This is a genomic window from Phenylobacterium sp. (assembly GCF_025934275.1).
Classification (GTDB): domain Bacteria; phylum Pseudomonadota; class Alphaproteobacteria; order Caulobacterales; family Caulobacteraceae; genus Phenylobacterium.
In genome coordinates, this window is sequence record NZ_JAICYI010000024.1 from 1 (window position 1) to 24,435 (window position 24,435).

At 71.2% G+C, this 24,435-nt stretch carries 27 protein-coding genes; 13 read left to right on the top strand and 14 right to left on the bottom strand.

Annotated features, from left to right (window positions below):
• Together Q0W60_RS08015 and Q0W60_RS08020 are read left to right on the top strand one after the other, a co-directional pair.
• Positions 1-2,006 (top strand): PQQ-dependent dehydrogenase, methanol/ethanol family (locus Q0W60_RS08015; protein WP_297694342.1); only part of this gene is annotated, 2,006 nt, incomplete at its 5' end.
• Between the two features lie 8 nt (positions 2,007-2,014).
• Complete coding sequence (locus Q0W60_RS08020; RefSeq protein WP_297694344.1) at positions 2,015-3,022, top strand: serine hydrolase; 1,008 nt, start codon at positions 2,015-2,017, stop codon at positions 3,020-3,022.
• On the opposite strand, the gene rocD is transcribed toward Q0W60_RS08020, so the two are convergent.
• Complete coding sequence (gene rocD, locus Q0W60_RS08025) at positions 3,019-4,239, bottom strand: ornithine--oxo-acid transaminase (protein ID WP_297694346.1); 1,221 nt, start codon at positions 4,237-4,239, stop codon at positions 3,019-3,021. The genes Q0W60_RS08020 and rocD overlap by 4 nt on opposite strands.
• 4 nt (positions 4,240-4,243) lie before the next feature.
• The gene (locus tag Q0W60_RS08030) at positions 4,244-5,125 is read right to left on the bottom strand and encodes an arginine deiminase-related protein (RefSeq protein WP_297694348.1); all 882 of its coding nucleotides are present in this window, start codon (positions 5,123-5,125) and stop codon (positions 4,244-4,246) included.
• A 124-nt stretch (positions 5,126-5,249) separates the two neighbouring features.
• Between Q0W60_RS08030 and Q0W60_RS08035 the strand changes: the two genes are divergently transcribed.
• Positions 5,250-5,666 carry an Lrp/AsnC family transcriptional regulator gene (locus Q0W60_RS08035; RefSeq protein ID WP_297694350.1) on the top strand — a complete coding sequence of 139 codons (417 nt, stop codon included), beginning with the start codon at positions 5,250-5,252 and terminating at the stop codon, positions 5,664-5,666.
• Here the strand turns inward: Q0W60_RS08035 and Q0W60_RS08040 are convergent.
• Positions 5,663-6,433: an aldolase/citrate lyase family protein gene (locus Q0W60_RS08040; protein WP_297694351.1), complete on the bottom strand. Its 771-nt coding sequence runs from the start codon at positions 6,431-6,433 to the stop codon at positions 5,663-5,665. The genes Q0W60_RS08035 and Q0W60_RS08040 overlap by 4 nt on opposite strands.
• 122 nt (positions 6,434-6,555) lie before the next feature.
• On the opposite strand from Q0W60_RS08040, the gene Q0W60_RS08045 reads away from it, so the two are divergent.
• The 8 genes from Q0W60_RS08045 (at position 6,556) to Q0W60_RS08080 (ending at position 14,173) form a co-directional block, all read left to right on the top strand.
• Positions 6,556-7,614, top strand: a complete 1,059-nt coding sequence (locus Q0W60_RS08045; protein ID WP_297694352.1) for an alpha/beta hydrolase — start codon at positions 6,556-6,558, stop codon at positions 7,612-7,614.
• An 86-nt stretch (positions 7,615-7,700) separates the two neighbouring features.
• On the top strand, positions 7,701-7,952 hold the full coding sequence (locus Q0W60_RS08050; RefSeq protein ID WP_297694354.1) for an aa3-type cytochrome c oxidase subunit IV: 252 nt from the start codon (positions 7,701-7,703) through the stop codon (positions 7,950-7,952).
• 279 nt (positions 7,953-8,231) lie between these two features.
• Positions 8,232-9,362, top strand: a complete 1,131-nt coding sequence (locus tag Q0W60_RS08055; protein WP_297694356.1) for a Re/Si-specific NAD(P)(+) transhydrogenase subunit alpha — start codon at positions 8,232-8,234, stop codon at positions 9,360-9,362.
• Entirely contained in the window at positions 9,363-9,704 is a 342-nt protein-coding gene (locus tag Q0W60_RS08060) for an NAD(P) transhydrogenase subunit alpha (RefSeq protein WP_297694436.1), read from the top strand.
• Entirely contained in the window at positions 9,701-11,116 is a 1,416-nt protein-coding gene (locus Q0W60_RS08065; protein ID WP_297694358.1) for an NAD(P)(+) transhydrogenase (Re/Si-specific) subunit beta, read from the top strand. The genes Q0W60_RS08060 and Q0W60_RS08065 overlap by 4 nt, the downstream gene beginning before the upstream one ends.
• Positions 11,117-11,327: 211 nt before the next feature.
• Positions 11,328-12,254, top strand: coding sequence for a M23 family metallopeptidase (locus Q0W60_RS08070; RefSeq protein WP_297694359.1), 927 nt, complete (start codon positions 11,328-11,330; stop codon positions 12,252-12,254).
• Positions 12,251-13,300: an aldo/keto reductase gene (locus Q0W60_RS08075; RefSeq protein ID WP_297694361.1), complete on the top strand. Its 1,050-nt coding sequence runs from the start codon at positions 12,251-12,253 to the stop codon at positions 13,298-13,300. The genes Q0W60_RS08070 and Q0W60_RS08075 overlap by 4 nt, the downstream gene beginning before the upstream one ends.
• Positions 13,301-13,378: 78 nt before the next feature.
• Positions 13,379-14,173 carry an alpha/beta fold hydrolase gene (locus tag Q0W60_RS08080; RefSeq protein ID WP_297694363.1) on the top strand — a complete coding sequence of 265 codons (795 nt, stop codon included), beginning with the start codon at positions 13,379-13,381 and terminating at the stop codon, positions 14,171-14,173.
• Here Q0W60_RS08080 and tilS read toward each other — a convergent pair.
• The 10 genes from tilS to ruvA form a co-directional block, all read right to left on the bottom strand.
• Positions 14,170-15,417 (bottom strand): tRNA lysidine(34) synthetase TilS, encoded by a 1,248-nt coding sequence (tilS, locus tag Q0W60_RS08085; RefSeq protein WP_297694365.1) that lies wholly within the window; start codon positions 15,415-15,417, stop codon positions 14,170-14,172. The two genes, Q0W60_RS08080 and tilS, sit on opposite strands and share 4 nt — an antisense overlap.
• Positions 15,408-16,265 (bottom strand): tol-pal system protein YbgF, encoded by an 858-nt coding sequence (ybgF, locus tag Q0W60_RS08090; protein WP_297694367.1) that lies wholly within the window; start codon positions 16,263-16,265, stop codon positions 15,408-15,410. The genes tilS and ybgF overlap by 10 nt, the downstream gene beginning before the upstream one ends.
• Positions 16,265-16,825, bottom strand: coding sequence for a peptidoglycan-associated lipoprotein Pal (gene pal / locus Q0W60_RS08095; RefSeq protein ID WP_297694369.1), 561 nt, complete (start codon positions 16,823-16,825; stop codon positions 16,265-16,267). The genes ybgF and pal overlap by 1 nt, the downstream gene beginning before the upstream one ends.
• Positions 16,826-16,881: 56 nt before the next feature.
• The gene (tolB, locus tag Q0W60_RS08100; protein WP_297694371.1) at positions 16,882-18,165 is read right to left on the bottom strand and encodes a Tol-Pal system beta propeller repeat protein TolB; all 1,284 of its coding nucleotides are present in this window, start codon (positions 18,163-18,165) and stop codon (positions 16,882-16,884) included.
• Between the two features lie 35 nt (positions 18,166-18,200).
• Positions 18,201-18,968 (bottom strand): energy transducer TonB, encoded by a 768-nt coding sequence (locus Q0W60_RS08105; RefSeq protein ID WP_297694372.1) that lies wholly within the window; start codon positions 18,966-18,968, stop codon positions 18,201-18,203.
• Positions 18,965-19,483: a biopolymer transporter ExbD gene (locus Q0W60_RS08110; RefSeq protein ID WP_297694375.1), complete on the bottom strand. Its 519-nt coding sequence runs from the start codon at positions 19,481-19,483 to the stop codon at positions 18,965-18,967. The genes Q0W60_RS08105 and Q0W60_RS08110 overlap by 4 nt, the downstream gene beginning before the upstream one ends.
• Before the next feature lie 3 nt (positions 19,484-19,486).
• Positions 19,487-20,188 (bottom strand): protein TolQ, encoded by a 702-nt coding sequence (gene tolQ, locus Q0W60_RS08115; RefSeq protein WP_297694377.1) that lies wholly within the window; start codon positions 20,186-20,188, stop codon positions 19,487-19,489.
• Between the two features lie 60 nt (positions 20,189-20,248).
• Positions 20,249-20,710, bottom strand: coding sequence for a YbgC/FadM family acyl-CoA thioesterase (locus tag Q0W60_RS08120; protein ID WP_297694379.1), 462 nt, complete (start codon positions 20,708-20,710; stop codon positions 20,249-20,251).
• Positions 20,711-20,814: 104 nt separating this feature from the next.
• Positions 20,815-21,849 carry a Holliday junction branch migration DNA helicase RuvB gene (gene ruvB / locus Q0W60_RS08125; RefSeq protein ID WP_297694381.1) on the bottom strand — a complete coding sequence of 345 codons (1,035 nt, stop codon included), beginning with the start codon at positions 21,847-21,849 and terminating at the stop codon, positions 20,815-20,817.
• A 4-nt stretch (positions 21,850-21,853) separates the two neighbouring features.
• A complete protein-coding gene (gene ruvA / locus Q0W60_RS08130; protein ID WP_297694383.1) occupies positions 21,854-22,462 on the bottom strand; it encodes a Holliday junction branch migration protein RuvA in 609 nt (202 codons plus the stop codon).
• Positions 22,463-22,628: 166 nt separating this feature from the next.
• On the opposite strand from ruvA, the gene Q0W60_RS08135 reads away from it, so the two are divergent.
• Entirely contained in the window at positions 22,629-22,847 is a 219-nt protein-coding gene (locus tag Q0W60_RS08135; RefSeq protein WP_297694385.1) for a hypothetical protein, read from the top strand.
• A complete protein-coding gene (locus tag Q0W60_RS08140) occupies positions 22,814-23,878 on the top strand; it encodes an MFS transporter (RefSeq protein ID WP_297694387.1) in 1,065 nt (354 codons plus the stop codon). Before Q0W60_RS08135 ends, Q0W60_RS08140 begins: the two co-directional genes overlap by 34 nt.
• Here the strand turns inward: Q0W60_RS08140 and ruvC are convergent.
• Positions 23,875-24,384 carry a crossover junction endodeoxyribonuclease RuvC gene (gene ruvC / locus Q0W60_RS08145; RefSeq protein ID WP_297694388.1) on the bottom strand — a complete coding sequence of 170 codons (510 nt, stop codon included), beginning with the start codon at positions 24,382-24,384 and terminating at the stop codon, positions 23,875-23,877. The genes Q0W60_RS08140 and ruvC overlap by 4 nt on opposite strands.
• Between the last annotated feature and the right edge of the window lie 51 nt (positions 24,385-24,435).

Sequence of the window (24,435 nt, forward strand, 5' to 3'; positions counted from 1 at the left end):
AATGGGTCTCCTACGGCAAGGGCTATTCCGAGCAGCGCTTCTCGCCGATCAACCAGATCAACACCGGCAACGTCGGCCAGTTGGGGCTCGCCTGGTACGCCCAGTTCGACACCGACCGCGGCCAGGAGGCGACGCCGCTGGTGGTCGACGGCGTGCTCTACACCACCACCGCCTGGTCCAAGGTCTACGCCTTCGACGCCGCGACCGGGAAGCTGCTGTGGGGCTACGACCCGAAGGTCGACGGCCGCAAGGGCTTCGACGCCTGCTGCGACGTGGTCAACCGCGGCGTCGCGGTCTGGAAGGGCAAGGTCTACGTCGGCACCATGGACGCCCGGCTGGTCGCGCTCGACGCAAAGGACGGCCACGTGGTCTGGCAGACCCAGGTGGGCGATCCGGCCAAGCCCTTCACCATCACCCAGGCGCCGCGCGTGGTGAAGGACAAGGTGCTGATCGGCGAATCCGGGGCCGAGTACGGCGTGCGCGGCTACATCACGGCCTATGACGCGGCGACCGGCAAGAAGGTCTGGCGCTTCTACACGCTTCCGAACCCCACGGGCGCACCCGACGGCGAAGCCTCGGACAAGGCGCTGAAGGAGAAGGCGCTCGCCACCTGGCCGAACGGGGCCTGGAAACAGGTGGGCGGCGGGGGCACGGTGTGGGACGCCGTCGTCTACGATCCGCAGCTCGACCTCATCTACTTCGGCGTCGACAACGGCACGCCCTGGGACCAGGAGCAGCGCTCCGGCGGCCGCGGCGACAACCTTTTCCTCTCCTCGATCATCGCGGTGAAGGCCGATACCGGCGAGTACGTCTGGCACTACCAGGTGAACCCCGGCGAGAGCTGGGACTATTCCGCCGTGCAGCCGATGATCCTGGCCGACCTCACGATCGGCGGGCAGGTCCGCAAGGTGCTGATGCAGGCGCCGAAGAACGGCTTCTTCTATGTGCTCGACCGCACCAACGGGAAGCTGCTCTCGGCCAAGAACTACGTGCCGGTGACCTGGGCCAAGGGCATCGACCTGGCCACCGGCCGGCCGATCGAGAATCCCCAGGCGCGCTACAAGCAGAACGTCGACCTGCAGCAGCCGGGGCCCCTGGGCGGCCACAACTGGCATCCCATGTCCTTCGACCCGCAGACCGGCCTCGTCTACATCCCCGCCCAGGCCGATCCCTTCGCCTACCAGGGGGCGACGAACTTCGGCTACAAGCCCGGCGGCTGGAACCTCGGCATCAATCTCCTGGCCAACGCCGGGCCGATGACCGCCGAACAGGCGAAGGCCGTCGCGGCCTCCTACAAGGGCTATCTGGTCGCCTGGGATCCGGTGACCCAGAAGGCGGCCTGGACCGTCGAGCACCCCTACTTCTGGAACGCCGGCGTGCTCTCCACCGGCGGCGGTCTGGTCTTCCAGGGCGCGGCAGAGGGCCAGTTCTACGCCTACGACGCGAAGACCGGGAAACAGCTCTGGTCCTACCCGACCGGCAACGGCGTGATCGCCCCGCCGATGAGCTATGAGCTGAACGGAGTGCAGTACGTGGCCCTGATGGTGGGCGCAGGCGGCGGCGGCCAGGTCTCCGCGCCCTCGCTGCTGCCGACCCGGCCCCGGCTCCCCGGGCGGCTGCTGGTCTTCAAGCTCGGCGGCAAGGCGAGCGTCCCGCCGTTCACGATCGTCCAGCCGCCGCCGCTCGACCTCTCCAAGGTCACCACCACCGGCGACAAGACCCACGGCTATGTGGTGTTCAACGACAACTGCCAGGTCTGCCACGGCGCCAACGCCACCGGCTCCTGGCTGCCGGACCTGAAGCGTTCGATCATGATCACCACGCCGGACGACTTCAATTCGGTCGTGCTGCAGGGGGTCAAGGCCCACAACGGCATGGTCAGCTTCGCCAAGTTCCTCTCGCCCAAGGACGTCGAGGACGTGCGCGCCTTCCTGATCAGCCAGGCCAAGGGCGAGCCGCTGCCGACCCCGGCCGCGCAGGCCAAGACCGCCGCCGGGGCGCGGTAGCCGGGCGCATGCGGCGGCGCGATCTTCTGGCGGGACTGGCCGGCTCGGCGGCGAGCCTCCGCGCCCGGGCTGCGCCGGACCGCGCCGCGGCCCTGCAGCCCGCGCTCGACTACGCCCAGGGCCAGAAGACCACCGGCTTCCTGGTGATTCGCGATCGCCAGGTGCTGGCGGAGCGCAACTGGCCAGCCCCCTCTGATCCCCGGTTCCAGGCGATGCTCTATGGCCGCGACGCCCGCGGCGCGCTCCTGGAGGATGTCGCCTCGCAGCAGAAAAGCTTCGTCTCGGTGCTCGTGGCGGTGGCGGTCGACAAGGGCCTTATCGACGTGGCGCGGACGGTGACCTCCTACATCGGCCCCGGCTGGTCGAAGGCGTCGCCGGAACAGGAGTCGGCGATCCGCCTGATCGACGTGCTCACCATGAGCACCGGCCTGACACCGAGGTTCGCCTACGCCGCCCCGCCAGGAACGGTCTTTCTCTACAACACGCCCGTCTACGCAGTGACCAAGACGGTGCTCGCCGCCGCGGCCCGCATGTCCCTCGAGGCGCTCACCCGGGACTGGTTGACGGCTCCGCTCGGCATGGCCGACACCGCGTGGCGTCAGCGGCCGGCCTCGATGGCCGCGGTGGGCAATCCGACCGGCCTCGTCACCACGCCGCGCGACGTCGCCAGGTTCGGCCAGCTGATCCTCGACGGCGGCCGCTCGGCAAGCGGCCGGCGGGTGGTCTCCGAGGCTGGCCTGAAGGCGATGTTCGCCCGCTCGGCGACCAATCCGGCCTATGGCCGGCTCTGGTGGCTGAACGGCAGCCGCTACACGATCCGCCCGCCGGCCCGGCGGATAGACGGGTCGCTCATCCCCGCCGCGCCCGCTGACCTGGTCGCGGCGCTCGGCGCGCTCGACCGCAAGCTCTACGTCGTGCCGAGCCGCCGGCTCATCGTCGTGCGCATGGGCGAAGCCGCGCCGGACAAAGATTTCGACCAGCAGCTCTGGCTCCGGCTCGCGCCCGCCCTGGGCTAAGCCAGCACCGCCTCGAACTGCTCGGCGATCCAGTCGGCCTGGGCCTCGGTGAGGATCAGCGGCGGGGCGATGCGGATGGTGTGCTCGTGGGTCTCCTTGGCGAGCAGGCCGCGGCCCTGCAGCGCCTCGCAGATGCGCCGCGCGCCGCCGGCGTTGGGGTGGAGCTCGAGGGCGATCATCAGGCCGCGGCCTCGGACCTCCTTCACCGCGGGCGCAGCGACCGCCGCCAGGCTGGCCTGCAGCCTTGCCCCAACGCAGGCGGCGTTCTCGATCATGCCCTCCTCGGTGAGCGCCTTCAGCGCCGCCCGCGCCACCGCGCAGGCCAGGGGATTGCCGCCGAACGTCGAGCCGTGCTCGCCGGGCCTCAACACGCTCATCACCTGCGAGTTCGAGAGCACCGCCGAGACCGGATAGAAGCCGCCTGACAACGCCTTGCCGATCAGCGTCAGGTCGGCCTCGATCCCTTCGTGCTCCTCGGCGAGCAACCTGCCAGTGCGGCCTAGCCCGGTCTGGATCTCGTCCAGGATCAGGATCACGTCGTGCTGGGTGCAGAGCTCGCGGGCGCGTTTCAGGTAGCCGGCCGGCGGGATGATCACGCCGGCCTCGCCCTGGATCGGCTCGACCAGGAACGCCACGGTGTTGGGCGTGATCGCCGCCTCCAGCGCGGCGGCGTCGCCGAACGGGACCACCTTGAACCCCGGCGCGAAGGGGCCGAATCCGTCGCGCGAGGCGGGATCGGTGGAGAAGCCCACGATGGCGATCGTGCGGCCGTGGAAGTTGCCGTCGCAGACGATGATCTCCGCCTGGCCGTGCGGCACGCCCTTCACCTGATAGCCCCACTTGCGCGCCACCTTGAGGGCGGTCTCCACCGCCTCGGCGCCGGAGTTCATCGGCAGCACCTTGTGGCTGCGCGTGAGCGCGCAGAGCTCCTCGTAGAAGGCCGCCAGCTGGTCGTTGCGGAAGGCCCGCGAGGTGAGCGTGAGCCGCCCCGCCTGCTCGACCATGGCGGCCAGGATCCTGGGATGACAGTGACCCTGGTTCACCGCCGAATAGGCCGAGAGGCAGTCGAGGTAGCGGCGGCCCTCCACGTCCCAGACATAGACGCCCTCGCCCCGGGTCAGCACGACGTCGAGGGGCTTGTAGTTCTTGGCGCCGTACTCGGCTTCCAGGGCGATGTAGCTGGCGCTGAGCGAGCGCTCGAAGGCGATGTCGTTCATCGGTTCACTCCGCGGCGAGGATGGCGCGCTCCGGCCGGCTTTTCCGGTCGAGGCGCAGGGTCATGCAGTAGGCGGCGCCCCCCGACAGGATGAAGGGCGCAAGATCGACCTCGCGCAGGCCGTAGCCGCGGCCCGTGAGCTTCGCCGCCAGGCTCGTCGGCGCGCGGGCCATGACGATCTGGCGATCCAGGTTGACGGCGTTGACGCAGAAGGCCCCGGCCTCCTCGTCGGCAGCTTCGATGCGGGCGGCCTCCGGGACGCGTGCGTGGATCGCAGCGAGCGCATCGGAGGTGAACGCCGGCGGGTAGTAGAGCACCTCGCCGCCGGCGAGCGGGCAGAAGCAGGTGTCGAGGTGGTAGTAGCGGTCGGACGCCAACTCGAGGCCGACGACCTCATGGCCGAATGTCCGCTCGATCGCCACGAGCGAGCTCTCGGACGAGCGCGGCCCGAAGCCGGCCCAGAACAGTCCGCGCTCGGCGTCCCAGATCGCATCGCCCGCGCCTTCCTGGAAAATGCCCTCCGGCAGGTCGATCACCGCGCGCAGCACCCCGCGGCGCTTGAGCCGGCAGAACACCTCGCGGAACACGGCCTCCTCGCCCTGCCGCTCGGGATGGCGGAAGCGGGCGAGCAGCGCCCGGCCGTCCAGCACCACCGCCGCATTGGCCGGGAACACCAGGTCCGGCAGGCCGCGCACGGCGCCAACGGTCTCGACCTGGCCGCCGAGCTCGACGAGCGCCCGGCGCAGAGCGGAGGAGGCGGCCCTGGCTTCGGCGAGGCGCTCGCCGGCATGCGCCTTCCAAGCTTCTGGGCGCATCCATGGATTGATCCGGTAGCTGACCTCGAAGGCGGCCGGATCGGTCATCAGGAACAGCGGCCGATCGGACATGGCCAATCCTCAATCGCGAAGCATCTGCGCTTAGAATCGCGCTCGCCAGCGCTAGCGAAAAGGACTCAAGCTGCTAAGTTATGTGCATTGGTCTGGCATTTCGTCATAAGTCCCTGGCGTTTCGATGGATGATCTCGACCGCAAGCTCCTGGCCCGCCTGCGCGCCAACGCTCGTGAGCCGGCCGTCGCGCTGGCCAAGGCGCTGAGCGTCTCCCGCGGCACCGTCCAGAACCGCATCGCCCGCATGCAGGCCGACGGCGTCATCCAGGGCTTCACGGTGCGCACCCGGCCGGACGTGGAGGCGAACCGCATCCGGGCGATCATGACCATCGCCATCGAGGGCGAACGCTCGCGGGCCGTGGTCAGGGCTCTGCAAGGGCTTCCGGAGGTGACGGCGATCCATACCACCAACGGACGCTGGGACCTGATCGCCGAGCTGGACTGCGGCGCGCTCGGCGAGTTCAGCCGCACGCTCGATCAGATCCGCACCATCGACGGCATCGCCTCGACCGAGACGTCGCTGCTGCTGGCCAGCGTCTAGCGCTTGGCCTGCCACTCGCGCATGGCGGCGAGGTCGCGGCGGCCGCCCGCCAGATAGCGCATGTCGGAGCCGACGGTGACCAGGTCGAAGCCGCGCGCCAGCATGGTCTGGGAATAGGCCGCGCTGTTGGTGTGCACGCCGGCCCGGATTCCGGCCTTGCGGCAGGCGGCGAGGATCCTGTCGAACGCCTCCAGCCGCATCGGATCGTCGGAATCCTGCGTCGGCAGGCCGCCCAGCGCGAGCGACAGGTCCGCGGGGCCGATATAGATGCCCGAGAGTCCCGGGGTCGCGGCGATCTCCTCGACATTCGCGAGGCCGCGCCCCGTCTCGATCATCGCGAAGGCCAACATCTCGGCGTTGGCGTGCTCGGCGTAGTCGACGCCGCCGTAGAGCGAGGCCCGCGCCGGCCCGAAGCTGCGGTAGCCGTCCGGCGGATAACGGCAGGCCCCGACGAAGGCCTCGGCCTCGGCGCGGTCGTTGATCATCGGGCAGATGATCCCGTAGGCGCCGGCGTCCAGCGCCCTCATGATCTCGCCCGGCACGTTCCAGGCGACGCGCACGATCGGCACGGCCTCGGTGTTGCCGATGGCCTGCAGCATGGCCATCATCTCGGCGTAGCCGATCAGGCCGTGCTGGGTGTCGATGGTGACGGCGTCCCAGCCCTGACGGGCCATGATCTCGGCGGTGAAGGCGTCGCCGATCGAGCACCAGCCGTTCAGCGCGCCGCGGCCCTCGCTCCAGATCTGCTTCAGCCGGTTTGCGCGCATCGCCTGATCCTCCTCCGCCGCTGAGGCATAGCCGCATCGGACGGGTTATGCCTTGCCATTTTTCAAACGCTTGTTAGTCACGTGCCCCGACGACAGGCGGACGCGAGCGAGGACGAGCTTAGATGGCCGACGACCGAGTTTCAGTAGAGGCCAAGGCCGCCCAACGCGAGACCTACGACGACCGGCCGATCCACGCCGAGCCGGGCGAGTTGCCGCCCGAGGTGCAGGCGCCGCTCGCCCCGTTCAAGGGCGCCGAGCCGCCGGCCCCGCAGTGGTTCAGGGACGCCATCGCCCACGCCCCCGAGCGCCGGTTCGTGGAGAGCCTGGGCAGTCGGCTCGAGGTGCTGACCTGGGGCGAGGCGGGAAATCCGGGGCTGCTGTTCGTGCACGGCAATTCGGCGCACGCCGACTGGTGGAGCTTCATCGCGCCGTTCTTCATGGAGGACTATCGCGTCGCCTCCATGTCGCTGGCCGGCATGGGCGCCTCCGACTGGCGCGAGCGCTATTCGTTCGCCGATTTCGCCGAGGACGCCGAGAACGTCGCCCGCGCGACCGGTCTCTACGAGGGCGGCGACAAGCCGATCTACATCGGCCACTCCTTCGGCGGCGGCCAGGTGTTCCATACCGCGGTGCAGTTCCCCGAGCGGATGCGCGCCGCGATCCTGGTCGACACCGGCTTCGGGGGCCCGCCCCCCGAGGAGATCGCCCGGCGTCAGAAGGAGGCTCAGCGGGTCGCCAACATCCCGACGCCCGACCGCGGCGGACGGGCCTATCCGAGCCTGGAGGCCGCGCTCGCCCGCTTCCGCCTGATGCCGCCGCAGCCGGCCGGCAACCTGTTCATCGCCGACTACATCGCCCGCCGCTCGCTGAAGCCGACGCCGATGCCCGACGGCTCCGGCGAGGGCTGGACCTGGCGATTCGATCCGCACATGTGGGCCAAGCTCGACCGCAGCGCCATGAGCCCGCCGAGCAGCGACGGGCCCAAGATCACCACGCCCATGGCGCATATCCACGGCGACTCCTCGCGGGTCATGGAGCGCAAGAAGGCGGGCCAGCCCTCGCCGTTCCCGCCCGGCATGATCGAGGTCGAGATCCCCAACTCGCACCACCACATCATGATCGACCAGCCGCTGGCGCTGGTGGCCGCGATCCGCGCGCTTTTGGCCGCATGGCCGCACTGACCCGCGGCCCTTGAGCGGCGGGGCGACCTCGTGTAAGGGCCCCCTGCCTCCCGAGTTATTGCACTGCAGCAGAGAGTAGGATTCCCATGGCCGGAGCGGCTTCCGAACAGCATCAGTCCCACGGCGCGATGGACATCGCCGAGCAGGCGGCGACCTTCGCCATGTTCAACAGCATGACCAAATGGGGCTCGCTGTTCGTCGCCACGCTGCTGCTCTTCCTGACGCTCTGGTTCTGCACCGGCGCGGGCTTCGGCGGCGCCGCGGTCACCGCCATCATCGTGGTCGCGCTCGGCGTCGCCCTGCTGCGGTCCCGGCGGCAAGCCGAAGCGGCGCACTGACCGCGTTCGCCTTCTCCCCGTTCGGGAGAAGGTGGCCTGCGATGCAGGCCGGTTGAGGGTCTCTCCGGCCTGACTGCGAAGCAGCACTTCCATCATCCGATTCTCGCGTCGGCAGCGTCAGCTTACGTGCGACCCCTCATCCGTCGGGCTCCGCCCGACACCTTCCGCCGCAAGGGGAGAAGGATGCTGCGTGGGGGCTTCAGCGGTTTGCTTGCCAGACCCTGAGTCGCCCCCCTATGGTCCGCCCGCCTCAAGCCTGCGTCGGGGGATTCGCGTACCGTGCCCGTCATCGCCGTCACCAAGGAGCGCCGGCCGGGCGAGAGCCGCGTGGCCGCGGTCCCGGAGACGGTGAAGAAGCTGATCGGAGCGGGGTTCTCGGTGATCGTGGAGGCGGGCGCCGGCGCCTCGGCCTCCTATCCGGACGCGGACTACAAAGCGGCCGGCGCAACCCTCGCCAAGACCGCCAAGGAGGCGCTCGCCAAGTCGGACATCCTGCTCAAGGTCCGCGCGCCGGAGGCCACGGAAATCGCGGCCCTGAAGGCGGGCGCGATCGTCGTGGCCCTGCTCGATCCCCATCAGGACCGGCGGCGCCTCGAGGCGCTGGCCAAGGCGGGCGCGACGGCGTTCGCCATGGAGTTCGTGCCTCGCATCACCCGCGCCCAGGTGATGGACGCGCTCTCCTCGCAGGCCAACCTCGCCGGCTACCGTGCGGTGGTCGAGGCGGCCGAGGCCTACGGCAAGGCCTTCCCGATGATGATGACCGCGGCCGGCACCATTCCGCCCGCCAAGGTCTTCGTGATGGGCGCGGGCGTGGCCGGCCTACAGGCGATCGCCACCGCGCGCCGGCTGGGCGCCGTGGTCACCGCCACCGACGTCCGCCCCGCCGCCAAGGAGCAGGTGGAAAGCCTGGGCGCGAAGTTCGTCGCCGTCGAGGACGAGGAGTTCAAGGAAGCCGAGACCGCCGCCGGCTACGCGAAGGAGATGAGCAAGGAATACCAGGCCAAGCAGGCCGCGCTCGTCTCCGACCACATCAAGAAGCAGGACATCGTGGTCACCACCGCCCTGATCCCGGGCCGACCCGCGCCGAAGCTGGTCTCCGCCGAGCAGGTCGCCTCGATGAAGCCGGGCTCGGTGATCGTCGACATCGCCGTCGAGCAGGGCGGCAACGTGCAAGGCTCCAAACCCGATCACATCGTCGATGCGAAGGGCGTCAAGATCGTGGGCTACGCCAACCTGCCGGCCCGCATCGCCTATGACGCTTCGGCGCTCTACGCCCGCAACGTGGCCGCCTTCGCGGGCCTGCTGCTCGACAAGGACGGCAAGCTCGCGCCCGACTTCGATGACGAGATCCTCAAGGCCGCGCTCGTGACCCGCGGCGGCAAGATCGCCCACCCCGCATTGCAGAGCTGACTGATGGACGTCGATCCCACCGTCTTCCGCCTGGCGATCTTCGTCCTGGCGATCTTCGTCGGCTACTACGTGGTCTGGAGCGTGACGCCGGCGCTGCACACGCCGCTGATGGCGGTCACCAACGCCATCTCCTCGGTGATCATCGTGGGCGCGCTGGTGGCCGCCGCGGCGCACGGCTCGGGCGGGGAGCTCACCCGCAACGTGCTGATCTCCAAGGGTGCGGGAGCGGTCGCGGCGGGTTTCGCCGCCGTCAACATCTTCGGCGGCTTCCTGGTCACCCAGCGGATGCTGGCCATGTACCGCAGGAAGACGCCCGCGCCGAACGCCGAGGCGGCGAAGTGAACGCCAACCTCGCGGCCATTCTCTACCTCGTCTCCGGCGTCCTCTTCATCCTGGCGCTCCGCGGGCTATCCAGCCCGGAGTCCAGCCGCGCGGGCAACCGCAACGGCATGATCGGCATGGCGATCGCCGTCGGCGTCACGCTGGCGACGCTGTGGGGGCAGGGCACGCTGGACGCGCTCACGCTCGGCCTGATTGCGGCAGGCGTGCTGATCGGCGGCTCGATCGGCGCCGTCATCGCCCGCCGCGTGGCGATGACCTCCATGCCGCAGCTTGTGGCCGCCTTCCACTCGCTGGTCGGCATGGCCGCCTGCCTGGTGGCGGTGGCGGCGATCCACACGCCGAGCGCCTACGGCATCGCGCTTCCCGACGGGACGGTGCAGCTGAAGTCCGTGATCGAGCTATCGATCGGCCTGGCCATCGGCGCGGTCACCTTCACCGGCTCGGTGATCGCCTTCGCCAAGCTCAACGGCAACATGAGCGGGGCGCCGATCCTGCTGCCCGGCCGCCACCTGATCAACGTCCTGATCGGGATCGGGATCGTCAGCCTGATCGCGGTGCTGGTGGTGAGCGGCGGCTCGGCGCTCTGGGCCTTCTGGGGGATCTTCGGCCTCAGCCTGCTGATCGGCGTCACCCTGATCATCCCGATCGGCGGGGCCGACATGCCGGTGGTGGTCTCGATGCTGAACAGCTACTCCGGCTGGGCGGCGGCGGCGCTCGGCTTCACGCTGGAGAACATCACCCTCGTCATCACCGGCGCCCTGGTCGGCTCCTCCGGCGCGATCCTCAGCTACATCATGTGCAAGGGGATGAACCGCAGCTTCATCTCGGTGATTCTGGGCGGCTTCGGGGGCGAGGACGCCGCGGCCGGCCCCGGCCGGACCGAGACGCGGCCGGTGAAGCAGGGCTCGGCCGAGGACGCCGCCTTCATCATGAAGAACGCCTCGAAGGTGATTATCGTCCCGGGCTACGGCATGGCGGTCGCCCAGGCCCAGCACGTGCTGCGCGAGATGGCCGACAAGCTGAAGGCCGAAGGCGTCGAGGTGAAGTACGCCATCCACCCGGTCGCGGGCCGCATGCCCGGCCACATGAACGTGCTGCTCGCCGAGGCCAACGTCCCCTACGACGAGGTGTTCGAGCTGGAGGACATCAACTCCGAGTTCGCCACCGCCGATGTCGCCTTCGTGATCGGCGCCAACGACGTCACCAATCCCGCGGCCAAGACCGATCCGCAGAGCCCGATCTACGGCATGCCGATCCTCGACGTGGAGAAGGCTCGCACGGTGCTGTTCGTGAAGCGCGGCCTGGGCTCGGGCTACGCCGGCGTCGAGAACGAGCTCTTCTTCCGCGACAACACCATGATGCTGTTCGGCGACGCCAAGAAGATGGTCGAAGGCATACTCAAGGCGCTGTAGCTGTTCGCACCCTCATTTCCTAAGCAAGTTCCGTAATTTACTCCGTTCTGTCGGGATTCCGACGGAGCTGGGCGGATTCCCGCGGGGCCTGCCAAGATTTCGCCCAGAAGCGCCGCCACCTAGGCCGCCGGTTTGGGAGACGCCGACGCTTCGCCGCCCGGTCGGGGGCGGGCGAGCGCGGGGCTCGGCTCGAGCTGGGAGAGACCCTGCCTTGAGCGAGACGAGCTTGCCGCCGCGCGGCGCGAGAGCGCGCATCGACGGCGCGATCGGCGGCGCGCTGGCGCTGATCGCCATCTCCATGGCCCACGCGGCGCTGCCCGGCGGCGGCCTGCAGCCGACCCGGCCCGCAAGGCTTTCGCCACCGCTCGCGGCGGCTCGCGCCTCCGCATCCCGGCCCGCGCCGCCGCCGGCGCTGATCGTCTTCCGCCCGCCGCTGCCCGACGGCGAGATCGGCTCGCCGTTCGGCCTGCGCCAGCTGCCCTGGGAGGACAAACCCCGCCTGCACGCCGGCCTGGACATGGAGGCGCCGCAGCCGGAGGCGGTACTCGCCTCGGCCGACGGCGTGGTCACAAGAGTCGGCCAGGATCCCGGTTACGGCCGGTTCGTGGAGCTGACCCACGCCGAGGGCCTGACCACCCTCTACGGCCATATGGAGAGCTTCGCCCCGGAGATCCGCCCCGGCGCGGCGGTCAAGGCCGGCAGTCCGGTCGGCCGGATCGGCTCGACCGGCGTCTCCACCGGCGTCCACCTGCACTTCGAGGTGCATGACCGCGACGGGCGGCCGCTCAATCCGGAGCTGTTCCTCGGCCGCGCCTTCGCCACCGCCGCCGAGCTGCCGCTGAGGGCCGCGCGCCGCATCCCGCGCCGCGTGCGCGTGGCCTTCGTCTCGCGCATCCCGCGGATCAAGCAGGCGCAGATGCAGGACCGCGCCGAGCGCGCGCAGGCCCTGCAGCAGCTCGCCGCGCTGAAGGTGAGCGGCGGCCGCGTGCGTAGCGTCATCATCCCCTCGCCGCAGCCCGTACCGGCGCAGCCGCCGGCCGACGGCCGGCCTCCTGATTTCTGCGATCGGGCGGCGCGGAAGCCCTTTCCGCCGGCCCGTCCTTGTGGTCTCAAGCGCGCCCAAGAGATCGCGCCATGAAATACAAGCAGCTCGGCCGCACGGGCCTCTTCGTCTCCGAGATATGCCTGGGGACCATGACCTTCGGCGGCTCCGAACAGGCCGGCATGTGGCGCGCGATCGGCGCCCTGCAGCAGGGCGAGGTGGACGCCATCGTCGGGCGCGCGCTGGAGGCCGGGGTCAACTTCGTCGACACTGCCGACGTCTACTCCTTCGGCGAGTCCGAGCGGCTCCTGGGCCAGGCGCTCAAGAACACAGGCGCTGCCCGCAAGGACGTGGTGATCGCCACCAAGGTCTATGGCGAGATGGGGCCCCGGCCCAACGACCGCGGCGCCTCGCGCGGCCACATCCTGGACAGCGTCGGCCGCAGCCTCGAGCGGCTGCAGACCGACCACATCGACCTCTACCAGATCCACGCCAACGACCCGGTCACCCCGATCGAGGAGACGCTGGGCGCGCTCGACGATATCGTTCGCCAGGGCCTGGTCCGCTACATCGGCGTCTCCAACTGGCAGGCCTGGAAGATCGCCAAGGCGCTGGGCGTCAGCGCGTCCCACGGCCTTGCCCGCTTCGAGACGCTGCAAGCCTATTATTCGATCGCCGGCCGCGACCTGGAGCGCGAGCTCGCGCCGATGTTGGCCTCCGAAGGTCTCGGCCTGATGGTCTGGTCTCCGTTGGCCGGCGGCCTGCTCTCCGGCAAGTTCGGCCCCGGCTCCAACAATCCGGAGGGGGCCCGGCGCACCAACTTCGACTTCCCTCCGGTCGACAAGGACCGCGCCTGGGCCTGCGTCGAGGTGATGCGCGAGATCGCCCAGGCGAAGGACGCCTCGGTCGCGCGCGTGGCGCTGGCCTGGATCCTGGCCAAGCCGTTCGTGATGAGCGTGATCATCGGAGCCAAGAGCCTCGAGCAGCTCGACGACAACCTGGCGGCCGCCGACCTAGTGCTCTCGCCCGAGGAGATGGCGCGTCTCGACCAGGTGAGCGAGCTGCCGGCGGAATATCCCGGCTGGATGCTGGCCCGCCAGGGCGCGGCGCGCACGCCGAAGCCGTTCCAGAAGGCGAGCTGAACCATCCGGGCGGCCCCGCCAAGCTTACCCCCGGACGTCCGCGGCGCGTACGTCGATCTCGGCGGCCGGCGGCTGCGCGTGGTGCGCGCCGGGCCGGCCGGCGGCGAGCCGCTGGTCGTGCTCGAGCACGGCGCCTTCGGCTGCGCGGCCGACTGGGCGGTGGTGCAGGATCGCCTGGCCGCCAAGGGCTTCCGCAGCCTGGCCTATGACCGCGCCGGCCTCGGCCTCTCCGATCCCGGCCCCCTGCCGCGCGACGGGCGCGCGATCACGGCCGACCTCGCCGCCCTCCTCGGTGCGCTGGGCGAGCCCGGGCCCTACGTGCTGGTCGGCCACTCCATGGGCGGCCTGATGGTCCGCCTGTTCGCCATCACCCACCCGCAGCGCGTCACGGGCGTCGTTCTAGTGGATGCGGTGGTTCCGGAGATCATGCAGATGCGCGGCGGACCGGCCGCCGTGCGCGCCTTCTGGCGGCTCTTGCGCCTCGCCCGGGTAGGCGCGCGGCTCGGGATCATGCGCCCGGTCTCGAGGCTCACCCACAACCTGATCGGCCTTGACCGCGAGGCCGCCGCCGAGAAGCGCCGCATCCACGGCTCGGCCAGCCACGCCCACGGCTCGACCGAGGAGGTGGCCGCCTGGCCCACCACCTCCGAGATGGCCGCCGAGGCCGAGTTCCCGGCCCGGATGCCTATCGCGGTGATCACCGCCGGGGCCGAGCACGCCGCGCCGACGCTCAAGGCCCTGCAAGCGCTCCCCGCCATGGCCTCGCGCCGCGGCTACGTCGAGCATGTGGCCGGCGCCCGCCACGCGAGCCTCCTGGGCCTGCGCTTCGCCGATCCGATCGTCCGCGGCGTCGAGCACGTGGTCGGAGGCTAGGGCTCGCGCTCGACCAGGCCGCACGCCGCTTCGAGCCGCCCGAGCGCAAGGGGGCGGCCGGCGATCACGGTCACCCGCCCGCCCTCGATGGCGGCCGGCAGGGCGGCCCGCGCCTTCGGCGCGAAAATCGCCAGGCGCGCCCGCTCGGCGGCCGGCAGCCGCGCCGCCAGCCTGGCCAGCGGCCGCACCTCGATGTCGCGCTCGGCGGCGATCTCGAAGCGTCCGTCCCAGACTCGGGTCTCGCCTGAGCGGAGGTGGATCGGCGCGAGCGCGCCGCGCGCCGCCTCGCCCGGCTCGCGCAGCACGCGCACCTCATCGGCGTCGGCCTCGATCCGGGCGCCGGCGAGCGTCGCGGCCACTGGGGCGTGGGCGGCAAGCCGCGCGAGCAGGCGCTGCGTGCGCGCCGCTGCCGGCGGGCGGACCGTGCCGGCTGCGCAGAGGCAGGCGGCGCCCAGGAAGGCCTGCGCCTGCGCCCTCGGCGCGAGCCTCAGCGCATCGCGCGAAACGGCGAGGACGCCCGCCTCGTCCATGGCGCAGAGGGCGGCGAGCGGGTTGGGCTCGGGCGGGGGCGCGGCCGGCGTCGCCGGCGCGGGGGTCGGCGCGGCGGCGCGGGCCCGGGCGCGGGCGTAGCGCAGGTCCGCATTGGCCGGGTCCTCGACCCAGCTCTCGCCTTGCGCGACGAGCCAGGCGCGCAGCGCGGCGCGCCGCACATTCAGCAGCGGCCGCAGCAGGAAAACGCCACGGCCTTCCGGCCAGGCGGGCGAGGGCGCCCACTCGCGCGGCTCAGGGGTGGTCGAACCAGCCCCTCGCATCGCCCGGGCCTCCAGCACGTCGTCGGCGGTGTGCCCCATCAGGATCACGCTCGCGCCCGCCGCTCGGGCGGCCTCGGCCAGCAGGCGGTGACGGGCGGTTCGCGCGGCGGCCGGCAGGCCGCTCCGGGGCTTCTCGCCGGTCCAGCCCAGCGCCTGGAACGCCAGGCCGAGGCGTGCCGCCCGGCGTGCGCAGGCCTCGGTCCAGGCGGCGCTCTGCGGCTGCAGGCGATGGTCGACGCTCAGCACCAGCAAGCTGCGGCCCGCGCGATCGGCCCAGGCCTTCGCAAGCAGCAGCAGGGCGACGGAATCGCCGCCGCCCGAGAGCGCCAGGGCCAACGGATGGGAGCGCGCCGTTCGCAGCCGCGCGTCCAGCACCGGGAAGACCCCGGCCTGGAGGTCGCCCGCCTCGCCGTTCGCCTCGGCTAGCCGCACTTGGCCTGGGCGCGGACCGCCGCGGCCCGGGCCTTCACCGGCGCCGTCGCCTTCGGGTATTTCCGCGGCAGCTCGGCCAGGGTCTCGCAGGCGTCGGTGGTCTTCCTCAGCGCATTGAGCTCGCGGGCGAGCTCCACCAGGGCGTCGGGCGCCCAGGCGGTCTTCGGCCAGCCGCGGATCGCCCCGATGAAGGCGGTCGCAGCCTCGGCGTGCGCGCCGCGCACCTGCAGCGTCTTGCCCCACCAGTAGCGGGCCTCGGGCGCCCGCGGCGCGTCGGGGTAGGCTCCGACGTAGTCGCGGAAGGCCGCTTCGGCGGCGTCATAGCTGCCCGCCAGCATCAGCTGCCGGGCCTGGGCGAAGGCTTCCGTCGGGCTGGCGGCGGGCGGCGGCGCCGGTCCCGCCTCGGCGGCCGCGCCGGTCGGGGGCGGCGGCGCCTGCGGCGCGGCCTGGGCCGCGTCCACCTTCTGCTCGAGCGCGCTCAGCTTGTCGGAGAGCGCCTTGATGTCGCCGCGCAGGGCCGCGTTCTCGCGCTTGGTCTCGTCCAGCTGGTGGGCCGTGGTCTCGAGCGAGCCGTTGACCCTGGTGAGCGTCTGCTCAAGGTCGGCGAGCCTGCCGCTCAGCTCCGAGAGCCGGGCGTCCGTGTCCGCCGGCTCGACCACCACCGGCTGCCTGGTGTCGCGGGCGCGGAAGACGATGCTCCTGAGCTCGCCCACCACCTTCTCCATGTTGTCCAGCCGCCGGGCGTCGCGCTTGGAGAGGCTTTCGTCGACCGGCGTCTGGGCGGCCACGGCTCCCGCGCAGAGCGCGAGCCCCAGGGCGGCTGACAGCGCGAGGCGTCGCTTTCGCATCAACGGGCGGCCGCGCCGCCGGTGATCGCGGTATGGGCGTTGCGGTTGTGCTGGTCGGCCTCGTCGCCGGAGCCGGGATCGATCGGCTTCTCCTTGCCGTAGGAGATTGTGGTGATGCGGCCGGAGGCGACGCCGTGGGCCACCAGGTAGTCGCGCACCGCATTGGCCCGCCGCGCGCCGAGCGCCAGATTGTACTCCCGCGTGCCGCGTTCGTCGCAGTTTCCCTCGATGCGCACGGTGACGGCGGGATATTTCGAAAGCCACGCCGACTGGGCGTCGAGGATCGGCTGCGCGTCCGGACGGATCTGGAACTTGTCGAAGTCGAAGTAGACCCGGTCGCCGACGTTGATCACGAAGTCCTGCTCGGAGCCGGGGAGCGCCGCTTGGCTCACCGGGGCCGGCGGCGGCGCGGTCTCGCCGCGAGGGGCGGGCGCGGCGGCCGGCGGCCGGGTCGTCGGATAGGCCGGCTTCGGGTGCGAGGCGCAGGCCGCCATCGAGGCGGCGGCGGTCGCGACGAGCGCGAGGCGCAGGGCGGTCTTGCGGTCTGGGATCGAAACCATGGCGAAGACGTCTCCTTTTCGACGGGACATTAGGGGCGGGGTCGGGCGAGGCAAACCTATTGCAGCAGGGGTGACCAGGCGGGGTCGGACCCGCCGAGCGGATAGGGGACGGGCTGGAGGATGCGGCCGGTGACGTCCACCGTCCAAAGCCGCGAGGCGCCGTTTGCGGCTTCGCGGGCGAACATCAGCACCCGGCCGTTGGGCGCCCAGGTCGGCCCCTCGTCGAGGTAGCTGGAGGTCAGGATCCGTTCGTCCGAGCCGTCCGGCTTCATCACCCCGATGTGGAACTCGCCGCCGGTCTGCTTGGTGAAGGCGATGTACTCGCCGGTGGGACTCCAGACCGGGGTCGTGTAGCGGCCGTCGCCGAACGAGATGCGATGCGGATTCGAGCCGTCGGCGCCCATCACGTAGAGCTGCGGGCTGCCGGAGCGGTCGGAGTTGAAGACGATGCTGCGTCCGTCCGGCGAGAACGACGGCGAGGTGTCGATCGCGGGATCGGAGGTCAGTCGCACGCTCGACCGATTGTGCAGGTCCATGACGTAAACGTCGCTGTTGCCGGCATGCTCGACGGAGAAGGCGACCTTCGATCCGTCGGGCGAGAAGCGCGGCGCGAACACCATGCCGGGGAACTGGCCGAGGCTCTCGCGGCGGCCGGTCTCCAGGTTGAACAGGTAGACCGACGAGCCCTGCGGCCGCAGCGCCATGTAGGTGATCTCCTGCGAGGTGGAGGAGAACCGGGGCGTCATCACGATGAACGAGCCGTCGGTCAGGTAGCTGGGATTGGCGCCGTCCTGGTCCATGATCGCCAGCCGCTTGACCTTGGCGCCGCGCCCGCCGCTCTCGGCGACGAACACCACGCGGGTGTCGAAATAGCCCTTCTCGCCGGTCAGCCGCTCGTAGACGGCGTCGGAGATCTTGTGGGCGATCCGGCGCCAGTTGTCGGGCGTCGAGGTGAACTCCAGGCCGAGCAGCTGCTGCTCGGCGTTCACGTCCCACAGCCGGAAGGCGACCCTCAGCTGTCCGCCCTGCTGCGTCACCTGGCCGTTGAGCAGCGCCTGGGCGTTGATCTGCTTCCAGAGCGGGAAGCGGGGCTGCACCGCCGGATCGAGGTCGTGCTCGACGAAGCTCGACGGGTCGAGCGGCCGAAACAGGCCCGAGCGCTGCAGGTTCGCCGAGATGACGCCGGCGATATCCGGGCCCTGCGGCCCGCCGAACGGCGGGATCGCGATCGGCAGCGGCTGGACATCGCCGCGGTTGACGTTGACCTCGATCTCCGCACGGGCGGGCGCGGCGACAACGACGAGGGCGAAGACTGCGATGAGGGCTAGCGCGAGTCGCATCGACCCTATGGCTATGCTCCGGAAAAAGGATCGTGTCACGAGCAAGCGTCCTGCGCGATGAAATTGACCTTGACGCGCTCTCCATAGAAGTCGCGCGGCAGGTTGCGGAACGGGGCGGCGGCGTAGACGGCGCTCACGGCGCGGGTCGCGGCCACCTGGGCGACGCCGCCCTGGCCGCGCACGATCTGCGGACTGGGCTGGCCCACCACGCCGCCGCCGGCGTCGAGCTGGAAGGTGACGGCGACGATCACGTCGCGGCCGCCCTGCACCTCGCAGTTGGGATTCCAGCGCCGCTGCAGCTCGGCGACCAGGCCGTTGAGCGCGGCGGCCGAATGGCCCTGGCCCGCCCCGACGGCGGCGCGCGCCTGCAGCGCGGTTTCCGGCCGCGCCGCACCCTTCGCGGCCGAGGAGGGCTTCGGCTGCGACTTCGCCACGGAGCGGGAGAGGCTGGCCGCCAGCGCGTCGAGGTCGAGGCTCTTTTCCGGCTTGGCCGGTTTCTCGGCCTTGGTCGGTGCGGGCGTCGGCTCGGGCTTGGGCGCCGGCTTGGGCTCCGGCTGCGGCGGCGGAGCGGCCTGGGGCGGCGCCTGGGGCTGCGGCTGTTCGGTCTGCGCAGCCTGCTCCTGCGGCGCCTGCTCGGCGGCGCGCAGATCGGTGACGTCGGCGTTGGCGACGATGGTCACCGGCACGGCCGAACCGATCTTCAGCTCGTGGGTGAAGCGCCAGGAGATGAGCAACGCCGCCAGCACCAGGCCGTGCAGCGCCAGCGAGCCTACGAAGGCGGGATTGACCTCCGCCCGCCTCACGGCGCCCCGGGCTCCTGGACCGCGGTCTGGTCGGCCGGGTTCGCCCCCGATGAAGGCCCGCCGGTGTCGGTGATCAGGTTGATCGAGCTGAACCCGGAGGCGGAGAGCGCCGCCATCACCTGCGCCACCGTTTCATAGGAGGCGCGGCCGTCGGCCCGCACGTAGATCGGCCGCTTGGGATTGTCGCCGACGGTCTCCTTCAGCCTGGGGCTGAGCTGGCCGAAGGCGACCTGGTCGTTCTGCACGAAGATCGTCCCGTCCGCCCGGATCGAGATGCTGACCGGCTTGGACTCATTCTGCATCGCGCCGGCCTCGGTCTTCGGCAGCTCCAGAGGAACGCCCGCCGTGAGGAGCGGCGCCGAGATCATGAAGATGATCAAGAGCACCAGCATCACGTCGACCAAGGGCGTGACGTTGATCTCCGAGAGCGTGCCGCGGCGCCCGCGCCCGTACCGCCTGCGGCTGCGCCGGCCGCCGCCGGAAGCCGCGAAGGCGTCGTTGGCGGACAGCCCCATGCCTCAGACCCTCTCCGCCAGCCGACGCTGGATCGCCGTCGAGAGGTCGTCGGCGAAACCTTCCAGGCGCGCCGCGTACTTGCCGGCCTTGGTCGAGAAGGCGTTGAAGGCGATGTAGGCCGGGATCGCTGCGATCAGGCCGATGGCGGTCGCGAACAGCGCCTCGGCGATCGCCGGGGCGACCACCGCCAGGTTGGTGTTCTTCTGGATCGCGATCGACTGGAAGGCGTGCATGATCCCCCAGACCGTGCCGAACAGGCCGATGAACGGCGAGGCGGTCGCCACGATCGCCAGGAGGCCGAGGCCCTCCTCCACCCGCTGGCTCTCGCGGGCGATGATGGTGTCGAGCACCCGATCGATCCGCTGGATCAGGAAGGCCGCCTGCGCGCCTTCGGCCACGCCCTTGGTGCGGGCGTCGCGCCATTCGCGCAGCGCGCTCTGCAGCATGCGCGGCAGGGCGTGGCGGGCCCGGTCGCCCGCCTCTGCGGCCACCTCCTCCAGGCTGCGGCCGGAGCCCACCGCGTCCTCGAACCGGTCGGCCTCGCGGTTGAGCGCGCCGAACCGGAAGGCCTTGTCGAGGATCACCGTCCACGACCACAGCGAGGCGATGGCGAGCCCCGCCATGACCAGCTTCACGACCCAGTCGGCGTTCACGATCTGGTGGACGAGCGAGAAGGATGCGGGGCTGACGGCGGCAGGATCCATTTGCGCGGACGATGTTGCGGAAAGCTTTGGGGGTTCGGTTTAACCGAACCGGTGGCGAACTTAAGGCGAAGGCTCTGCAAACAGCGGCTGCAGCGCGGTCACGAGGCCGGACGGCGGGCGCCTGGCGCGCCCATCCAGGCCGATGCAGGCGGCCTCGACCCTCGCCGCGGCGATGAGCTCGCCGCCGCGCAGGATCCGCTGCCCGATCAGCAGCCTGGGACCTTTCACCGCATCGTAGGTGGTGCGGACCAGCAGCGCGTCGTCGATGCGCGCGGCGCGGCGGAAGTCGACCTCGATGCGCGTCACTGTGAAGGCCGCCGGATCGGGAAGCTCCAGGAGCGCCTGGTGGCTGACGCCCGCCAGCCGCAGGAAGTCCGATCGGCCGCGCTCGAAGTAGCGCAGGTAGTTGGCGTGATAGACCACGCCGGTGAAGTCGGTGTCCTCGTAGTAGATGCGCACCGGCAGCACATGCTCGCGCCCTTCCAGCCAGCCGGAGGATGGATCGGTGCTCGTTGGGTCCATCAAATGCCGCTCGTCCCGGCGAAGGCCGGAATCCAGGTGAAGCCCGCGAGACTCACGGGGAGGAATCTAGGTCCCGGCCTCCGCCGGGGTGAACGGAGATAGCATTATTCGTCCTCGAACAGCTCCGCCTGGCCGGGCTTCGGCGGCGCTGGCGGGGCGGCGAGGCCCAGGTGCGCGTAGGCCCGGGCGGCCGCCATGCGGCCGCGCGGCGTGCGCTGGATGAAGCCCTGCTGTAGCAGGAACGGCTCGATCACGTCCTCGACCGCATCGCGCGCCTCGGCGATCGCGTAGGCCAGCGTCTCCACCCCCGCCGGCCCGCCGCCGTAGTTTTCGATCAGCGCGCGCAGGTACTTGCGGTCCAGCGCGTCGAGGCCCTGCTCGTCGACCTCGAGGCGGGCGAGCGCCGCGGCCGCGACCCGGCGCTCGATCAGCGCCGCCCCGACGGCGGCGGCGAAGTCGCGCACGCGGCGCAGCAGCCGCCCGGCCACGCGCGGCGTGCCGCGCGAGCGCCGCGCGATCTCGGCCGCGCCGTCCACGTTCAGCGCCACCCCGAGCTTGCCGGCCGCGCCGGTCAGCACCGTCTGCAGCTCCTCGGGGCTGTAGAACTCGAGCCGCAGGGGGATGCCGAAGCGGTCGCGGAGCGGCGTCGCCAGCAGTCCTGCCCGGGTCGTGGCGGCCACCAGGGTGAAGGGCGCCAGGTCGATGCGGATCGAACGCGCCGAGGGGCCCTCACCGATAATCAGGTCGAGAACGTGGTCCTCCATGGCCGGATAGAGGATCTCCTCGACGTTGGCCGCCAGCCGGTGGATCTCGTCGATGAACAGCACGTCGCGCGGTTCGAGGTTGGTGAGGATCGCCGCCAGGTCGCCGGCCTTGGCGAGCACCGGCCCGGAGGTGGCGCGGAAGTTCACCCCGAGCTCGCGGGCGACGATCTGGGCCAGCGTCGTCTTGCCGAGCCCGGGCGGCCCCATCAGCAGCACGTGGTCCAGCGCCTCGCCGCGCGCCCGCGCGGCCTCGATGAACACCCGCAGATTCGCCTTGGTCTGCGCCTGGCCGACGAACTCGGCGAGCGTCTGCGGCCGGAGCGCCCGGTCCTGCGGCTCGAACGGCTCGGGTTCCGGAGAGACCAGGCGGGTCATGCTGTCATCGCCCCAGCTCCTGCAGCGCGGCCTTGATCAGCGCCGGCGCGGCAGCCTGGTCGCCGAGCCGTCCTGCGGCCTGCTCCACGACCCGCCGCGCGGCCGGCTCGGCGACGCCCAGCCCGATCAGCGCCGCGACGGCTTCGCCGGAGACGGACGGCGCGCGCGCTGGGCCGATCTGCGCGTGGAAGGCCGCCACCGGCCCGTCGGTGATCGGCTTGTCCTTCAGCTCGGTGGCGATCCGCTGGGCGAGCTTCGGCCCGACGCCCTGGGCGCGGGCGATGGCCGCCTTGTCCTCGCGCGCCGCCGCCGCGGCGAGCTCGGCCGGCGGCAGCACGTCCAGCACCGCCAGCGCCGCCTTGGGCCCGACGCCCTGGATCGACTGCAGCAGCACGAAGGCGCGCCGCTCCTCGCGGCTGAGGAAGCCGTACAGCTTCATGCCGGTCTGCTCGCCCCATTGGGTCTCGACATGCAGCACCGCCTCGCCGCCGATCTCCGGGAGGCGCGAGAGGGTGCGCGACCCGCAGCGCACGACATAGCCAACCCCCGCCACGTCGATCAGGGCGTCCTCCTCGGCCGTCTCGGCCACGATCCCGCGCAGGCGTCCGATCATCCGCGACTCACGTTCAGCATCTGTTCCAGCATGCCGTAATCCGCGATGAATCGCTTGATCAATCGTGAAGGCGGGACCCGGCGCATCCGCCGCAACCTGGAGGGTGTATCGCGACGGCCCGATATGGGGCTTAACTCGGCGAGGGTCGGATCGCGCGGGGAGCGGCATGGCGGAGCCTCTGGTCGAGCGGCGACCGCCGCATCCCCTGGCCTGGCTGGTGCTCTACCTGCCCTACGGCATCAGCAACGGCTACGTGACCGTCACCCTGGCCTGGCTGCTGAGCCACGCCGGCGCGAGCGTCGCTGCGGTGGCGGGCCTGGCCGGCTGGCGCTCGTTCCCAACACCTGGAAGGTGCTCTGGGCGCCGGTCGTCGACGTCTCGCTGACCGCCAAGCGCTGGTTCCTGATCGCCAATGCGGCGACGGCGGCGACCCTGTTCGCCTTCGGCTTCCTGCCGCTCTCCGTGGCGATGATCCCGACCTTCGGGACGCTGGTGCTCGTCAACAGCATCGCCGCCACCCTCACCGCCATCGCCACCAATCGGATGATGGCCTACGACACGACCGATGCCGACAAGGGCCGGGCGGGCGGCTGGAGCCAGGCGGGCAACCTGGGCGGCGTGGGCCTGGGCGGCGGCGCCGGCCTGTGGATCGCCCAGCACAGCGGCGCGCCCTGGCCGGCCGCCGCCGTTCTCGCCGCAGCCTGCCTCGCGTCAGGCGCGGCGCTGCTGTTCTTGCGCGATCCGCCACGTCCTGCGGCCAGGCCGAGCTACGCCAGCGTCCTGATCTCCACCGGACGCGACGTGCTGAGCCTGGCGCAACGGCGGATCGGCCTGCTCGCCGCCTTCCTCATGCTGCTGCCGATCGGTTCGGGGGCGGCGCAGAACCTCTGGGCGGCGGTCGCCAAGGACTGGCGCGCCGACGCCGACCAGGTGGCGCTGGTCGGGGGCGTGCTTTCCGGCCTGGCCGCCATCGCAGGCTGCATCGCGGGCGGCTACGTCTGCGACCGGATGGACCGCAAGCGGGCCTATCTCCTGTTCGGCGCCGTGATGGCCGCGGAGTCGCTGGTGATGGCGCTGGGCCCACGGACGCCGCTGGCGTTCATGGTCATGGCGACGCTCTACAACGGGATCTGCGGGCTCGCCTACGGCGCCTATTCGGCGGTGGTGCTGGAGTCGATCGGCCAGGGCGCGGCGGCGACCAAGTTCAATCTCATCTCGTCGATCTCCAACGTGCCGCTGCTGATGGTGACGCTGATCGACGGCTGGGCCCAGAGCCGCTGGGGCTCGGGCGGCATGCTGATCGGCGAGACGCTTCTGGGGCTGGGCGGCATCGCGCTCTACGCCGCGGTCGCCTGGTCGACGCGCGGCCTGACCTGGGCCCGCGTGCTCGGCCGTCCCGCCGCCAGCGCCGGCTAGGCCGCGCCGCGCAGGGCGCGGCCCCTGCGCGCATGGGCGTGGGCGATCGCCACGGCCAGGGCGTCGGCGGCGTCGGCGGTTGTCTCGCCGGCGCTCGGCAGCAGCCGGCGGATCATGAACCCCACCTGCGCCTTGTCGGCGCCGCCCGTGCCGACCACCGCCTTCTTGACCACCGTGGCGGCGTACTCGGCGACCGGCAGGCCGGCGCGGGCCGGGGCGATCAGGCAGGCCGCCCGCGCGTGCCCGAGCTTCAGAGTGGACGACGCATTGGTGTTGACGAAGGTCTCCTCGACGGCCGCCTCGTCCGGCGCGTGGGTCTCGATGATCGCGCAGATCGCCTCGAACAGCGCGAGCAGCCGCTCCGCGAACGGCGCCGCCTCGTCCGGCCGGATCACCCCGTGCGCCACATGCGACAGCCGCGCGCCCTCGACGGTCACCACGCCCCAGCCGGTGCGGCGAAGTCCCGGATCGAGGCCGAGGATGCGGACGGGGCGAATCGCGCTCATGCGAGGCAAAGCATGCGGCCCGCAATCCTTAAGGGCACGCGAAAACCCGCT

Bases quoted from the DNA above. Each gene is read 5' to 3' on its own strand.
- Q0W60_RS08075 (WP_297694361.1), top strand. From the start codon at position 12,251: ATGAAATACAAGCAGCTCGGCCGCACGGGCCTCTTCGTCTCCGAGATA.
- Q0W60_RS08040 (WP_297694351.1), bottom strand. From the start codon at position 6,433: ATGCGCGCAAACCGGCTGAAGCAGATCTGGAGCGAGGGCCGCGGCGCG.
- Q0W60_RS08050 (WP_297694354.1), top strand. From the start codon at position 7,701: ATGGCCGGAGCGGCTTCCGAACAGCATCAGTCCCACGGCGCGATGGAC.
- ruvA (WP_297694383.1), bottom strand. From the start codon at position 22,462: ATGATCGGACGCCTGCGCGGGATCGTGGCCGAGACGGCCGAGGAGGAC.
- ybgF (WP_297694367.1), bottom strand. From the start codon at position 16,265: ATGCGAAAGCGACGCCTCGCGCTGTCAGCCGCCCTGGGGCTCGCGCTC.
- Q0W60_RS08120 (WP_297694379.1), bottom strand. From the start codon at position 20,710: ATGGACCCAACGAGCACCGATCCATCCTCCGGCTGGCTGGAAGGGCGC.
- ruvC (WP_297694388.1), bottom strand. From the start codon at position 24,384: ATGAGCGCGATTCGCCCCGTCCGCATCCTCGGCCTCGATCCGGGACTT.
- pal (WP_297694369.1), bottom strand. From the start codon at position 16,825: ATGGTTTCGATCCCAGACCGCAAGACCGCCCTGCGCCTCGCGCTCGTC.
- Q0W60_RS08035 (WP_297694350.1), top strand. From the start codon at position 5,250: ATGGATGATCTCGACCGCAAGCTCCTGGCCCGCCTGCGCGCCAACGCT.
- tolB (WP_297694371.1), bottom strand. From the start codon at position 18,165: ATGCGACTCGCGCTAGCCCTCATCGCAGTCTTCGCCCTCGTCGTTGTC.
- ruvB (WP_297694381.1), bottom strand. From the start codon at position 21,849: ATGACCCGCCTGGTCTCTCCGGAACCCGAGCCGTTCGAGCCGCAGGAC.
- Q0W60_RS08110 (WP_297694375.1), bottom strand. From the start codon at position 19,483: ATGGGGCTGTCCGCCAACGACGCCTTCGCGGCTTCCGGCGGCGGCCGG.
- tolQ (WP_297694377.1), bottom strand. From the start codon at position 20,188: ATGGATCCTGCCGCCGTCAGCCCCGCATCCTTCTCGCTCGTCCACCAG.
- Q0W60_RS08020 (WP_297694344.1), top strand. From the start codon at position 2,015: ATGCGGCGGCGCGATCTTCTGGCGGGACTGGCCGGCTCGGCGGCGAGC.
- rocD (WP_297694346.1), bottom strand. From the start codon at position 4,239: ATGAACGACATCGCCTTCGAGCGCTCGCTCAGCGCCAGCTACATCGCC.
- Q0W60_RS08135 (WP_297694385.1), top strand. From the start codon at position 22,629: ATGGCGGAGCCTCTGGTCGAGCGGCGACCGCCGCATCCCCTGGCCTGG.
- Q0W60_RS08045 (WP_297694352.1), top strand. From the start codon at position 6,556: ATGGCCGACGACCGAGTTTCAGTAGAGGCCAAGGCCGCCCAACGCGAG.
- Q0W60_RS08030 (WP_297694348.1), bottom strand. From the start codon at position 5,125: ATGTCCGATCGGCCGCTGTTCCTGATGACCGATCCGGCCGCCTTCGAG.